This window comes from Naasia sp. SYSU D00948 (genome assembly GCF_017916515.1).
In the GTDB taxonomy this organism is placed as follows: domain Bacteria; phylum Actinomycetota; class Actinomycetes; order Actinomycetales; family Microbacteriaceae; genus Naasia.
In genome coordinates this window covers 1887659-1901760 of the sequence record NZ_JAFMTA010000001.1, presented here as the reverse complement: position 1 = coordinate 1901760, position 14102 = coordinate 1887659, and the positions used below count along the sequence as shown (strand labels likewise).

The following is a 14102-nucleotide window of genomic DNA, read 5'->3' as shown; positions in this document are numbered from 1 at the left end:
AGGCGCCGATGCCAGTCAGGAGCGCGCGTGCGCCTCGGCAGCGGCCTCTTCGGCGAGGTAGGCGTGCACGGCGGACAGGACGGCCGACCCCTCGCCCACGGCATTCGCCACGCGCTTGACCGAGCCGCGCCGGACATCGCCGATCGCGAAGAAGCCCGGCACGGACGACTCGAACGGCCCCGGATTCCGCTCGAGGGGCCATGCGCCCGACTCGGCGACGTCCGTGCCGGTGAGCACGAACCCCCACTTGTCGCGGAGCACCGCCGGGTTGAGCCAGCCGGTGTGCGGCGCCGCGCCGATCGTGATGAACACGGCGTCGCTCGGCCGGGTCTCCTCCTCGCCGGTGACCCGGTGCCGGAGGACGATGTGGTCCATCCGTCCGGATCCGCTCGAGCTGCCGCCGCCGACGAGCTTGCGCTGCGTGAGGACGTGCACCCCCGCCGCCGCGAGCTCGCCGATGAGGTACGCCGACATGCTCTCGGCGAGGCCTTCACCGCGCACGATGATCGACACGTCCCGCGCGTAGCGCGCGAGGTGCAGGGCGGCCTGTCCCGCCGAGTTGCCGCCGCCGATCACGTGCACCGTCCGGCCGGTCTGGGCGCGGGCCTCGACCGCCGAGGCGCCGTAGAAGACGGAGGATCCGACGTACCGGGACAGCTCGCCGAGCTCGAGGCGGCGGTAGGAGACGCCCGTGGCCAGCACGACCGCGCGGGCCACCAGCTCCTCCCCCGGCGCCACCTGCAGCCGGAAGAGCCCGTCGACGGACATGCCCGTCACCTCGCGTGCGTGCGCGAAGTGCGCTCCGAACACCCAGGCCTGCTGGAACGCCCGCTGCGCCAGCTCGGCCCCCGAGACCCCTCGGGAGAAGCCGAGGTAGTTGCGGATGAGCGAGCTCGATCCCGCCTGGCCCCCGATCGCCTCCCGCTCGAGCACGACGGTGCGCAGACCCTCCGACGCTCCGTACACCGCGGCGGCCAGGCCGCCGGGACCGGCGCCCACGATGGCGAGGTCGACCGGCTGCTCCTGCGGAAGCTGGGTCGTGAGCCCGTACGCCGCGAGCACCTCCGCGTTCGTCGGGTCGGTCAGCACCCGACCGTCGCCGAGCACGACGAGCGGCGCCCCGCGGTACTGCTCCCCCCGCTCCGCGAGCACGTGGCGCCCCTCGTCCGAGTCGGGCAGCAGGTGCCGCGAGAAGACGCCGTTGCGCGCGAACACGCTGCGCAGCTCGTGCGTCCGCGGCTGCTGGTCGTCGGCCACGATCACGACGTCCTGCCGCCCCCCGGACGCGCGCCACCAGTCGATGAGGAACTCGATCACCGAGCGATGGAACGACTCGTCGGGCGGCGGGCCCGGACGCAGGACGTAGTAGTCGATGAGCCCTTCGCTCATGGCCTGCAGGATGCTACGCGTCACCGCGAGGTCCGCCCACGCCCCGCGCTCGATGACCCGGCCCCTGCGCACGTCCGGGAACAGCCGCCGCGCCTTCGCGAACAGGGACCGCTCGGAGCCGCCCGGCTCCGCATCGTCCGCGAGCAGCAGCGCCAGGGAGCCGCCCGCCTCGGCGAGGCGGTCCAGGGCGGCGGATGCATGGTCCGCCGGCACGGCGAGGATCCGGTAGTCGGCCGCGTACCGCCGCTCGAGCTGCCGGGCGACGTCGTCACGCGTGCCCTGCGCGGCGACCGAGACGAGGATCACCGGCCGGCCGGCTCGGTTCACGGTCATGCTGCCTCCTGAAGGGACAGGTGCGCATCGGTGACGACGCGGATACTGTACTCGCAGGCCCCGATCACGGAACGGGATTGCCGATGGAAGCTCGACGACGCGCCGCGACCCGGAGAGGCGCCCCGCGATGGACCGCCCTGCCCTGACGACGCCGCGCTACCGCATCCGGACCCCCGACCAGAGGCTGAGGGTCTTCGTCAGCTCCACCCTGAAGGAGCTCGCTCCGGAGCGGAAGGTGGCCCGCGCTGCGATCGAGCGCATCGCCGCCGCTCCGGTGATGTTCGAGCTCGGCGCGAGGCCGCATCCGCCGCGCGCGCTCTACCGCGCCTACCTCGAGCAGAGCGACATCTTCGTCGGCCTGTACTGGGAGAAGTACGGCTGGGTCGCTCCCGACGAGAAGGTGTCGGGGCTCGAGGACGAGTACAACCTCGCCCCGCCCACGATGCCCCGCCTGATCTACATCAAGGAGACGACCGGCACCCGCGAGCCGCGTCTCGAGGCCCTGCTCGACCGGATCAAGGCGGACGACCGGGCGTCGTTCAAGACCTTCTCCGACGCCTCCGAGCTCGCCGACCTGCTGGTCATGGATCTCGCCACGCTCCTCGCCGAGCGCTTCGACGAGAGCAGGCCGACCCCGGCACCTCCGCCCGTTCCCCCGGCCGAGGACGTGCCGCCGCCTGCTCCCCCGCCGCGTCCGGTGAGCGCGCTGCCGATGCCGCTCACCCAGATCTTCGGCCGGGAGGAGGAGTGCTCGGCCCTCGTGCACCGGCTGCGCTCCCCCGGTGTCCGCCTCATCACCCTCACCGGTCCGGGTGGCATCGGGAAGACGCGGCTCGCGATCGAGGTGGCCCGGCGGCTCGAGCCGGACTTCCCGGACGGCGTCCTGTTCGTCCCGCTCGCGCCGGTCGACAATCCCGCACAGGTCCCGAGCGCCATCGCCCAGGTGCTCGGGGTCCGCGACACCGGCGATCTTCCGCTCGAGCAGAAGCTCGGCACCGCGTTCCGCGACAGGCGCGCCCTCCTCGTGCTCGACAACTTCGAGCACGTGCTGCCGGCCGCCTCGCTGATCACCGCGATCCTCGAGGGCGCCCACTCCGTCAAGATCCTGGTCACGAGCCGGGCGCTGCTCCGGCTCTCGGGCGAGCACAGCTTCGACGTCGCACCGCTCGAGCTGCCCGCTCCGCGCACGGCGCCCTGGTCCGAGCAGGCCGACGTCCCGGCATCCGTGGCGCTGTTCGTCGAGCGGGCGCGCTCGGTCAAGCCGGACTTCGAGCTGACGCCCGAGAACATCGACGCGGTCGAGGGCATCAGCTTCCGCCTCGAGGGCGTCCCGCTCGCCATCGAGCTGGCGGCCGCCCGGATCCGCCTGCTCTCCCCGGCCGCGCTGCTCGAGCGGCTCGACAGCCAGCTCGCGCTCCTCGTCGGCGGCCAGCGCAACCTGCCGGCGCGTCAGCAGGCCGTGCGCAGCACGATCGAGTGGAGCACCCGGCTCCTCGGGCCTCGCGAGCGCAACCTGCTCTGGCAGCTCGGCGGGTTCGCCGGCCGCTTCTCCCTGGAAGCCGCGGAGGCCGTGACCGACGTGTCCGGCGAGGTGCTCTCCCTGCTGGAGGCGCTCGTCGACACGAGCCTGCTGCGTCAGCAGGATCGGGGCGGCCGGACCTACTTCCAGCTCCTCGCCACGGTCCGCGAGTACGCCCTCGAGCAGCTCGAGGAGCAGGGGCTGCTGGAGAAGTTCCGGAACCGGCACATGCGGTACTTCGTGGACTGGGGCCGCCGCATGGGCAAGGACCTCATCGGCCGGCAGCAGCGCGAGCGCGTGGCGGCCCTCCACGAGGAGCGCGACAACCTCCGCGCCGCAGTCCGGCACCTCCTCGACGTGCGGGACTGGAGGACGACCGCTGAGTTCGCCTGGGCGCTCCTGCCCTACTGGTGGATCGGCGGGCTCCTCGGCGAGGTCCGCGGGTGGATGGAGGAGATGCTCGCCGCGGAGGAGCAGGTGTCGGGCCGCGCCCGCGCGATCGCCCTCTACTACACGGGTGCCATCGGCTACTGGCAGGAGTCCGCCGCTGCCGTGGTCCCAGGACTCGAGGAGAGCGTCGAGCTGTTCAGGGGCATGAAGGCCGAGGCCGACGAGGGGCTCGCCCTCATCTCGCTGGGCCTCGCCTACGTGACCGGTCCGCATCCCGATCTCCCGGCGGCCGTGGACTCGCTGAATCGCAGCCTCGACCTGCTCGAGGACTCGGGCCACCTCTGGGGCGCGGGCCTCGCCCACATCGCCTTCGGCCGGATCGAGCTGCTCCGCCAGGACGTCGCGAGTGCGCTGAGGCACTTCGAGCGGGCCCTGGATCTCGCCGAGCAGCAGCAGGACTCCCTCGCGCTCACCCTCGCGCTGCACCACGTCGGCATGGGGCACCTGCTCCTCGGGAACCTGGACACCGCCATGACCTCGATGCAGCGGGGGCTCCAGGTCTCGGTCGGTCTCCACCACGACGAGTTCATGGCGCTCGGTCTCGAGGGCTTCATCGGGGTCGCGGCCGTCCGCGGCGACATCGAGCGCGCGGGCCTGCTCACCGGAGCGGCACGCGCGCTCCGCGAGCGGGCCGGCATGTTCAACCCCACCGACTACGCCTTCGCGTACAAGTTCGTGAAGGAGATCCGCGCCGGCTCGGACGCCGCCCTCTTCGAGCGGAACTACGAGCGGGGACGGCGGATGTCGCCGCAGGAGGCCGTCGACGTCGCGCTCGCGCTCGTCGGAGCCCCTGCCCCCGCCGCCGCTCCCGGCAGCTGAGGCGACGCCCCCGCAGGCGCGGGCCTTCGGCAGGTGCGCGCCCCCGCGGGACGCGGCTACTGTACTCGCAGGTTTACGCCACCCTGCCGATCAGGAGGGCAGATGGACGACGGACGGGTCCCGACGGAGGGCGCTCGATCATGGCCGCGCCCTTCCTGACTCCGCGCGCCGTGATCCGGACCCCCGACCAGCGGCTGAGGGTCTTCGTCAGCTCGACCCTGAAAGAGCTCGCCGCCGAGCGCAAGGTGGCCCGCGCCGCCATCGAGCGGCTGGCCGCGGCCCCGGTGATGTTCGAGCTCGGAGCCCGTCCGCATCCGCCGCGAGCGCTGTACCGGGCCTACCTGGAGCAGAGCGACATCTTCGTCGGTCTCTACTGGGAGAAGTACGGCTGGGTCGCGCCGGACGAGAAGGTCTCGGGCCTCGAGGACGAGTACAACCTCGCTCCACCGAGCATGCCGAAGCTCATCTACATCAAGGACACCGGCGGCACGCGCGAGCCCCGCCTCACCCAGCTGCTCGACCGCATCCGCAGCGACGACATGGCGTCCTTCAAGTACTTCAGCGGCCCGGCCGAGCTCGGCGACCTCCTCGTCGCCGACCTCGCGATCCTCCTCGCCGAGCGCTTCGACGAGAGCCGGGCCGCTCCCGCGCCACGGGCGCCGGAGGCGGAGGAGCCCCCCGCGCCGGCTGCGGAGCCGAGCGACGCCCTCCCCGTGACGCTGACTCAGCTGGTGGGCCGCGACCGGGAGCTCGAGGAGATCGGCGGGATGCTCCGGGATCCGGCGGTCCGGCTCGTGACCCTCAACGGTTCCGGCGGGATCGGCAAGACCCGGCTCGCCATCGAGATCGGGCGGCGGATGGCCGACGAGTTCCCCGACGGCGTCGCGTTCGTGCCCCTCGCACCGGTCGACAGCGCCGCTCACGTCGCCACCGCGATCGCGCAGGTCCTGGCCGTGCGCGACACCGGCGACCTGCCCCTCGAGGACAAGCTCGTCACCGCGCTGCGCGACCGGCACGCCCTGCTCATCCTCGACAACTTCGAGCACGTCCTCGACGCGGCCCCGCTCGTGGCCGCGCTGCTCGAGGGCGCGCCCGAGACCAAGATCCTCGTGACCAGCCGCACGCTTCTCCGGCTCCTCGGCGAGCACAGCGTGGACGTGAGCCCGCTCGAGCTGCCCGCGCCCCGCGTCGGGCCCTGGCGGCCGGAGGCGCCGCTCGCGGCGTCGGTCGCGCTCTTCGTGCAGCGGGCGAGGGCTGTGAAGCCGGACTTCGACCTCACCGCCGACAACATCGACGCGGTCGAGAAGATCAGCGTCCGGCTCGAGGGCGTGCCCCTCGCGATCGAGCTCGCGGCGGCACGGATCCGGCTGCTCTCGCCGGCGTCGCTGCTCGAGCGGCTCGACCGTCAGCTCGCGCTGCTCGTCGGCGGCCAGCGGAACCTGCCGCCGCGGCAGCAGGCGGTGCGGAGCACGATCGAGTGGAGCACCCGGCTGCTCGGGATCCCCGAGCGGAACCTCCTCTGGCGCCTCGGGGTCTTCGCGGGGCGTTTCTCGCTCGAGGCGGTCGAGGCCGTGGCCGAGCCGGGATCCGATGTGCTCACGCTGCTGGAGACCCTCGTCGACAGCAGCCTCGTCCGACAGCAGGACCGGAGCGGCCGCACCTACTTCCTGCTGCTCGCCACCGTGCGGGAGTACGCGCTCGAGCAGCTCGAAGTCCAGGGGCTGCTGCGCGAGCTTCAGCGGCTGCACGCCCGCCACTACGTCGCCTGGAGCCGGCGGGCGGGCCCGCGGCTGCTCGGCCCGCAGCAGCGGGAGCTCGTCGCCCTCCTCTCCGAGGAGCGCGACAACCTCCGCGCGGTCGCCCACAATCTGGCGGAGGCCGGGGAGTGGGAGACCCTCGCGGACTTCTCCTGGGCGCTCTACCTCTACTGGTGGATCGGGGGCCAGCTGGGCGAGGTCCGCGGCTGGATGGACGCCCTCCTGGGCAGCGGCGACCGCGTGCCGGATCGGACCCGCGCGATCGCGCTCTACTTCACGGGTGCGATCCGCTACTGGCAGGCACCGACCGAGAGCATCGTGCCCATCCTGGCCGAGAGCGCGGACCTCTTCCGGAAGTCCGGGCTGCCGGCCGGCGAGGCGCTGACGCTCAACTCGGTCGGGCTCGCGCTCGTCACGCAGCTGCCACCCGACCTGCCCGGAGCCACCGAAGCACTGCAGCGCAGCATCCGGCTCTTCCAGCAGGTCGGCGGCGCCTGGGGCGCCTGGGGGGAGGGGTTTGCGCAGATCGTCCTCGGGCGCCTCCAACTCGTGCTCGGCAACGTCGAGGGCGGCCTGCCGCACTTCGAGGCCGCACTCCGGCTCGCGGAGCAGCAGCAGGACGACCTCGCGCTCGCGGTGGCGCTGCACGACACCGGATGGGCGCACCTGCTGCTCGGTCACGCCGAGGAGGCGCGGAAGGTGATCAGCCGTGGGCTGGAGATCTCCGTGCGGCTCGACCACGACGAGGGCATCGCGTACGGACTCGAGGCGTTCGTCGGCATCGCCGCGCTCAGCGGCGACCCCGAGCGCGCCGGCTTCCTCGCCGGCGCTGCACGGTCGCGGCGCGAACGGGTCGGCCAGTTCAATCCGGCCGACTTCACCTTCCACGCTCGGATGCTCGACCAGCTGCGGGCCGGCGGTGCAGGCGAACTCGTCGACCGGGGCTTCGAGGCCGGCCGCAGAGCATCCCGCGATGAGGCGGTCGCCGTCGCCCGCGAGATCGCCGACAGCAGGGTCGCCTCGTGAGTCCCGCGATCCGCACCCCCGATCAGCGGCTCCGGGTGTTCGTGAGCTCGACGCTCAAGGAGCTCGCCCCGGAGCGGAAGGTCGTCCGGACCGCGATCGAGCGGCTCGCCGCCGCGCCGGTCATGTTCGAGCTCGGGGCGCGTCCGCATCCGCCCCGCGAGCTCTACCGGGCCTATCTGGAGCAGAGCGACATCTTCGTCGGCCTCTACTGGGAGAAGTACGGCTGGGTCGCCCCGGGCGAGACGGTGTCGGGCCTCGAGGACGAGTACAACCTGGCCCTGCCGACCATGCCGCGGCTCATCTACATCAAGGAGACCGCGGGATCGCGCGAGCCGCGCCTCGACGACCTGCTGAACCGCGTCCGCAACGACGACAGTGCCTCCTTCAAGTACTTCACGTCCGCCGCCGAGCTCGGCGACCTCCTCGTCGCCGACCTCGCCGTCCTCCTCGCCGAACGCTTCGACGAGAGCCGCGACGCCGCGCCCGAGGCCGAGCCCGTCGAGCCCGAGGCCCAGGAGGAGGCCGGCGCAGCGACGCCTTCGCTGCCGTCCCCGCTGACGCAGCTGTTCGGCCGGGAGCACGACATCGACCAGATCAGCCGCCGTCTGGCCCGGCCGCACACGCGGCTGCTCACGCTCGTGGGGCCTGGCGGGATCGGCAAGACCCGGCTCTCGATCGAGGTCGCCCGGCGGGCCGCCTCCGAGTTCCCCGACGGCGTCGCCTTCGTCCCGCTCGCGCCGGTCACCACGGCGGCGCAGGTGCCGAGTGCTATCGCCCAGGTGCTCGGGGTGCGGGACACCGGGAACGCGCCGCTCGAGACCACCCTCGCGACCGTGCTGCACGGTCGCCGCACGCTCCTCGTCCTCGACAACTTCGAGCAGGTCCTCGATGCCGGCCCGCTCGTCACGAACCTGCTCGCCGCGACGACCGGACTCAAGATCCTCGTCACGAGCCGCGCCCTGCTCCGGGTCTCCGGTGAGCAGAGCGCCGAGGTCAACCCGCTGGAGCTGCCCGCCGCGCGGACGTCGCCCTGGCGCCGCGACGAGCCCCCCTCCCCCGCCGTCGCCCTGCTCGTCGAGCGCGCGCGGGCGGTCAAGCCCGACTTCGAGCTCACGCCCGAGAACATCGAGGCGGTCGAGGCGATCGCGCTCCGGCTGGAGGGGGTGCCGCTCGCCATCGAGCTCGCCGCCGCACGGCTGCGCCTGCTCTCGCCCGCGTCGCTCCTCGAGCGCCTGGACCGCAGCCTGGCGCTGCTCGTCGGCGGGCAGCGCGACCTGCCGCCCCGTCAGCAGGCGGTGCGGAACACGATCGAGTGGAGCACGCGCCTGCTGGGCGAGGCCGAGCGGGACCTCCTCTGGCGCCTCGGCGTGTTCTCCGGGCGGTTCTCGCTCGAGGCCGTGGAGAGCCTCGCCGAGCCGGGCGCCGACGTCCTCGGTCCCCTCGAGGCGCTCGTCGACAGCAGCCTGGTCCGGCAGCAGGACCGGAACGGCCGGAGCTGGTTCCTGCTCCTCGCCACGGTCCGGGAGTACGCGGTCGAGCAGCTCGAGGCGCGGGGCCTGCTCGACGAGATGCGCCGGCGCCACGCCGACTACTACCGCGTCATGGCCGCCCGCGCGGCACTCGATCTCATCGGGCCGAGACAGGGCGACTGCGCCAACCGCCTGACCGACGAGCGGGACAACCTGCGGACGGCCGAGCGGCACCTCCTCGACAGCCGCGACTGGGAGGGCGCGGCGGAGCTCGCCTGGTCCCTCTGGCCGTACTGGTGGATCGGCGGCATGCTCGGAGAAGCGCGCTCCTGGATGTCCGAGGTGCTCGCAGCCGGGGACGTCCCCGACCGGCCGAGGGCCGTCTCGCTGTGCTTCACCAACGCGACCTTCTTCTGGGGGGAGCCGACGCCGGAGATCATGGCCGGCCTCAGCGAGAGCGCCGACATCTTCGAGCGCCTCGGCTCCCCGGCGGAGGCCGGCATCCCGCTCATGTCCCTCACGATGGCGTACGCGGCCCTGCCGGTCCCCGACATCGAACGGGGGATGGCCGCCTACGAGCGCGGGCGGCGGCTCTTCGAGGAGTCCGGCTACCTCTGGGGCGAGAGCGTCCTCCTGATCTCGGCCGGGATGCTCGAGCTGGCGCGGGGGGACGTCTCACGCGCCGTCGAGCGGTTCACCGAGTCGCTCCGGATCGCCGACGAGCAGCAGGACGACCTCGCGAGGACCCTCGCCCTCCATCACCTCGGCTGGATGGCCGTGACCGACGGCTCATTGGAGGAGGCGGCGGGCTATTTCGGCAGGGCGATGCGGCACTCGATCGGCATGGACCACGTCCAGGGAGTGGCCTGGGGTCTCGAAGGCTTCCTCGGGGTGGCGGGCGCCCGCGGCGAGACCGAGCGGGCGGGAGTGCTCGCGGGGGCGGCCGAGGCGCTCCGGGAGCGGATCGGCGTCCCGGACAAGGCGGACGCGATCTTCCACGGCAAGGTGATCGAGCACATCCGCCGCGCGGGGAACGGCGACGACGCCGCGGCGTTCGAGCGGGCCAGGGTCCGCGGGCGGGAGATGCCCCTGGAGGACGCGATCGCCCTCGCGTGGGATGTCGCGGCGGCGGTGCCGGCGGAGGCGGCACGGCCATGACGACCCTCGCGGTCGGTACGCGGGCCGGGATCAGGACTCCCGACCAGCGGCTGCGGGTGTTCGTGAGCTCGACCCTCAAGGAGCTGGCGCCCGAGCGGAAAGCGGTGCGCCGGGCGATCGAGCGGCTCGCCGCCGCGCCGGTGATGTTCGAGCTGGGCGCCCGTCCGCATCCGCCCCGCGAGCTCTACCGCGCCTACCTCGAGCAGAGCGACGTCTTCGTGGGGCTGTACTGGGAGAAGTACGGCTGGGTCGCTCCCGGCGAGACGGTGTCGGGGCTCGAGGACGAGTACAACCTCGTGCCGCCCGGCATGCCGCGGCTCGTGTACATCAAGGAGAGCGCCGGAGGCCGGGAGTCGCGCCTTCTCGAGCTGCTCGACCGGATCCGCAGTGACGACCGGGCCTCGTTCACGTCCTTCAGCGACGCCGAGGAGCTCGGTGAGCTCGTGGTCGCCGACCTTGCCGTCCTCCTCGCCGAGCGGTTCGACCAGAGCCGCCCGCTCGAGCCCGAGCCGGGATCGGCTCCGCGAGCGATCCCGCCGCCCGAGGCCCCGGAGCCCGTGTCCTCCCTGCCCTCGCCCCTCACCCGGCTGTTCGGCCGGGAGGGGGATGTCCAGGCGGTCCTCGAACGGCTGCGCACCGAGGAGGTCCGCCTCCTCACAGTGACCGGGCCGGGAGGGATCGGGAAGACGCGGCTGGCGATCGAGGCGGCGCGTCAGCTGGCGCCCGAGTTCCCGGACGGCGCGGTCTTCGTCCAGCTCGCCGCCGTCGAGGACGCCGCCCGCGTGCCCGACGCGGTGGCCCAGGCCCTCGGACTGCGGGAGACGAAGGAGCTGTCCGCGTCCGACGCGGCGGCGCTCGCTCTGCGCAGGCGCGAGCTCCTCCTCGTGCTCGACAACTTCGAGCAGGTTCTCGACGCGGCGCCGTTCGTCTCCGGTCTCCTGGAGGCGGCCCCGGGTGTCACGGTCCTCGTGACGAGCAGGACCCTCCTTCGCGTCGGAGGCGAGTACAGCCTGGAGGTGGCGCCCCTGCAGCTGCCGAAACCGCGCCGGGGATGGCCGCGATCGGAGCCGCCGGCCGCCTCGGTCGCCCTGCTCGTCGATCGCGCACGAGCGGTCCGGCCCGACTTCGAGCTCACGGCGGGGAACATCGACGCCGTCGAGGGCATCGCCTCGCGGCTGGAGGGGGTGCCGCTCGCGCTCGAGCTGGCCGCGGCGCGCCTCCGCGTGCTCTCCCCCGAGTCCCTCCTGGAGCGGCTCGACCATCAGCTCGCCCTCCTCGCCGGGGGCCGCCGCGACCTGCCGCCGCGTCAGCAGGCCGTGCGCAGCACGATCGAGTGGAGTACGCGGCTCCTGCGCGATGAGGAGCGGGAGCTGCTGTGGCGGCTCGGCGTGTTCGCCGGGCCGTTCCTGCTCGAGTCCGCGGAGGCGCTGTCGGACGACCCGGCCGGGGTGCTCCCCCTCCTGGAGGCGCTGGTCGACGCGAGCCTCGTGCGGCAGCGCGACCGCGGGGGCACGACCTACTTCCTCCTGCTCGCCACGGTGCGGGAGTACGCGCTCGAGCAGCTCCACGCCGAGGGTCTCCTCGACGAGATGCGGGACCGGCACGCCGAGTGCTTTCTCCGGGTCGCGCTCGACGCGGGGCCCGCTCTCCTCGGCGCGTCCCAGGGAGAGCGCGCCGCCGCTCTCGCCGAGCTTCGCGACAACCTGAGGGCCACGGCCCGGCACCTGCTCGACCGGCGCCGCTTCGACGACGTGGCCGAATTCACCTCGTCGCTCCTCCCCTACTGGTGGATCGACGGACTGCTCACCGAGGCGCGGGGGTGGATGAACGAGCTCCTCGACACGGAGGGGCCGCTGCCCGAGCGCACGCGGGCCATCGCGATCGGCATCGCCGATGCCGTCTTCTTTTGGCGGGAGGCGAGCGCCGACGTGATCGCCGAGCTCGCGCAGAGCGCGGAGGTCCTCGAGCGGGGCGGCTTCGCGTCCGAGGCCGGCACCTCCCTCGTCTCCCTCGCGCTCGCGTACACGGCGGGGCCGGAGCGGGACCTGGACAGCGCAGTCGCCACACTCGATCGGGCGCTGAGACTGGCCCGCCGCACCGGCAACCGCTGGGGAGAGAGTCTCGCGCTCACGACCTACGGCGGCGTCCTGCTCGCCCAGCGCGAGACGGCTCGGGCCGTCGAGCTGTTCACGGCCGCGCTCCGCCTCGCCGACGAGCTGCAGGACTACCTCCTCGAAACGATGGCCCGCAACAATCTGGCGTGGGCTCACCTGGTGGCCGGGGACACCGGGAAGGCCGCCTCGCTGTTCGGCGAGGTGCTCACGACCTCGATGCGGATGTCGCACGAGCAGGGCACGGCAGCCAGCCTGGAGGGCTTCTTCGGCATCGCGTCGACGATCGGCGACCCGGAGCGGGCCGGTGCCCTCGCCGCGGCCGCCGAGGGGCTGCGGGAGCGTCTCGGGGTGTCCGACCTGTCCGAGGACGCCGCCGACCTCCTTCAGCTCGCGAGCGCGGGCGAGAACCGCGTCCTCTTCGAGCGCGGAGCCGATCGCGGCCGGCGGATGCCGGTGGAGGAGGCGATCGCCCTGGCGAGGGAGGTCGCGGCCTCGGTGACCGAGACGAGGGAGGCGAGGAGCGCATGACCACGGATGCCCCGCCGAGGACCCCACTCCTGCCGGCCTGGCGGCGCGAGGGACCGGACCGCATCCGTCCCTTGACGCGATGGGTCGGCCTGATCGTGCTGCCGTTCCTCGCCGCGGCGGTCGCGGTGCTCTACCTGCTGGCCGCCGACACCGAGACCTTCTTCGCCTGGACGATCAACCCGCCCCTCACGGCTATGGCTCTCGGCTCCGCGTACGTCGGGGGGATCTGGTACTTCGCTCAGGTCGTCGTGCAGGACCGGTGGCACCGCGTGAAGTACGGCTTCCCGGCCGTCGTCGTCTTCGCGACGCTGCTCGGCGTCGCGACGCTCGTGCACTGGGACCGCTTCCACTTCGGTCACATCTCGTTCATCACCTGGGCGACGCTGTACCTGGTCACCCCGGCGCTGACGCTCACCGCGCTCCTCGCGAACTGGCGCGAGGACGACGGCCGGCCGGAGCGCCCGGACGCACAGGTACCGCTCGCGGCGCGCATCCTGCTCGCGGCGATCGGCGTCGCCGCTCTCGGCACCGGCCTGGCCCTGTTCTCGGCGCCCGCGCTGCTGATCCCGCTGTGGGGATGGGAGCTCACGCCGCTCACCGCGCGCGTCGTCGGCGCCGTGCTGACGCTGCCCGGCGTCGTCAACGTGTGGCTCCTGGTGGACGCCAGGTGGAGCGCGTTCCGGTGGATGCTGCAGGCGCAGCTCGTGAGCCTGGCCGCGATGGCCCTCGCCCTCGTCCTGTCCGGCGGCGCGCTCCTCGCGGATCGGCCGATGGCGCCGGCGTTCGTCGCCACCATCGTCCTGTCACTCGCCCTGTACGCGGCGGTGTACCTGTGGTGCGAGCGCCTCCGCGGAGCCGCCGCCGTCGAGCGCCCTGCGCGTCAGTAGGCGACGTGGAAGCGCCGGCGGCGGTGAGCCGGCGCCTCGAGCTCGTCCACCACGGCGAGCGCCAGGTCCGCTCCGGAGATCTTCGAGTCGCCGTTCTCGTCGACGAGCAGGACGTCCTGGCTGACCCGGTACGCGCCGGTGGCCTCGCCCGGGACCCACGCGCCGAAGGACGCGGCGGGGCTGACGGCGAACCAGTCGAGCTCCTCGGGACTGTCGCGCAGCGTCTCGAGCAGCGTGACGCCGGTCATGACCTCGCCCCGGATCTCCGGAGCCGGCGGACGCACATCGAGAAGCCGCGGGCCTCCGGGCGCGACGTGCAGGGAGGACGCTCCCGCGAGGATCCCGAGACGCACGCCGGCCTTCGCGGCGAGCGGGATGAGACGGTCGCGAACCCCCTCCAGCTTCCCCTCGAGCTCACCGCGCGGGGACAGCGCCTCGAAGACGGCGTCGGTGTCGGCGACCGCCTCGGTGAGGAACGCATCGTCGAGGACGTTGCCGGTGCGGTACACGGCACCTTCGACCGGGGCCTCGGGCAGGCTCCTGCTGTAGGAGGTCACCTGATGTCCGCGAGCCACGGCTTCCCGGACGATGTGACTTCCCGCGTAACCCGTGCCGCCGAGGACCTTGATGCGCATCGCTCTCCCTGTTGTTCG

General features: G+C 73.0%; 7 protein-coding genes. 5 read left to right on the top strand and 2 right to left on the bottom strand.

Going from position 1 to position 14102, the window contains the following annotated elements; translation table 11 throughout:
* Positions 1 to 15: 15 nt before the first annotated feature.
* Positions 16 to 1722 carry an FAD-dependent oxidoreductase gene (locus J3P30_RS08935; RefSeq protein WP_210480700.1) on the bottom strand — a complete coding sequence of 569 codons (1707 nt, stop codon included), beginning with the start codon at positions 1720 to 1722 and terminating at the stop codon, positions 16 to 18.
* 127 nt (positions 1723 to 1849) lie between these two features.
* Here J3P30_RS08935 and J3P30_RS08930 point away from each other — a divergent pair, with 127 nt between their 5' ends.
* The 5 genes from J3P30_RS08930 to J3P30_RS08910 all read left to right on the top strand — a co-directional run bounded on the left by J3P30_RS08930 (position 1850) and on the right by J3P30_RS08910 (position 13449).
* On the top strand, positions 1850 to 4510 hold the full coding sequence (locus tag J3P30_RS08930) for a DUF4062 domain-containing protein (RefSeq protein ID WP_210480699.1): 2661 nt from the start codon (positions 1850 to 1852) through the stop codon (positions 4508 to 4510).
* 140 nt (positions 4511 to 4650) lie between these two features.
* Positions 4651 to 7293 (top strand): DUF4062 domain-containing protein, encoded by a 2643-nt coding sequence (locus J3P30_RS08925; RefSeq protein WP_210480698.1) that lies wholly within the window; start codon positions 4651 to 4653, stop codon positions 7291 to 7293.
* Positions 7290 to 9920, top strand: coding sequence for a DUF4062 domain-containing protein (locus J3P30_RS08920; RefSeq protein ID WP_210480697.1), 2631 nt, complete (start codon positions 7290 to 7292; stop codon positions 9918 to 9920). Before J3P30_RS08925 ends, J3P30_RS08920 begins: the two co-directional genes overlap by 4 nt.
* A complete protein-coding gene (locus tag J3P30_RS08915) occupies positions 9917 to 12562 on the top strand; it encodes a DUF4062 domain-containing protein (protein WP_210480696.1) in 2646 nt (881 codons plus the stop codon). Before J3P30_RS08920 ends, J3P30_RS08915 begins: the two co-directional genes overlap by 4 nt.
* Positions 12559 to 13449 (top strand): hypothetical protein, encoded by an 891-nt coding sequence (locus J3P30_RS08910; RefSeq protein ID WP_210480695.1) that lies wholly within the window; start codon positions 12559 to 12561, stop codon positions 13447 to 13449. Before J3P30_RS08915 ends, J3P30_RS08910 begins: the two co-directional genes overlap by 4 nt.
* Here J3P30_RS08910 and J3P30_RS08905 read toward each other — a convergent pair.
* On the bottom strand, positions 13443 to 14084 hold the full coding sequence (locus J3P30_RS08905) for an NAD(P)-dependent oxidoreductase (protein WP_210480694.1): 642 nt from the start codon (positions 14082 to 14084) through the stop codon (positions 13443 to 13445). The two genes, J3P30_RS08910 and J3P30_RS08905, sit on opposite strands and share 7 nt — an antisense overlap.
* Between the last annotated feature and the right edge of the window lie 18 nt (positions 14085 to 14102).

Coding starts and splice junctions, on each gene's coding strand:
- J3P30_RS08935 (WP_210480700.1), bottom strand. CDS start 1,722: ATGACCGTGAACCGAGCCGGCCGGCCGGTGATCCTCGTCTCGGTCGCC.
- J3P30_RS08930 (WP_210480699.1), top strand. CDS start 1,850: ATGGACCGCCCTGCCCTGACGACGCCGCGCTACCGCATCCGGACCCCC.
- J3P30_RS08925 (WP_210480698.1), top strand. CDS start 4,651: ATGGCCGCGCCCTTCCTGACTCCGCGCGCCGTGATCCGGACCCCCGAC.
- J3P30_RS08915 (WP_210480696.1), top strand. CDS start 9,917: ATGACGACCCTCGCGGTCGGTACGCGGGCCGGGATCAGGACTCCCGAC.
- J3P30_RS08910 (WP_210480695.1), top strand. CDS start 12,559: ATGACCACGGATGCCCCGCCGAGGACCCCACTCCTGCCGGCCTGGCGG.
- J3P30_RS08905 (WP_210480694.1), bottom strand. CDS start 14,084: ATGCGCATCAAGGTCCTCGGCGGCACGGGTTACGCGGGAAGTCACATC.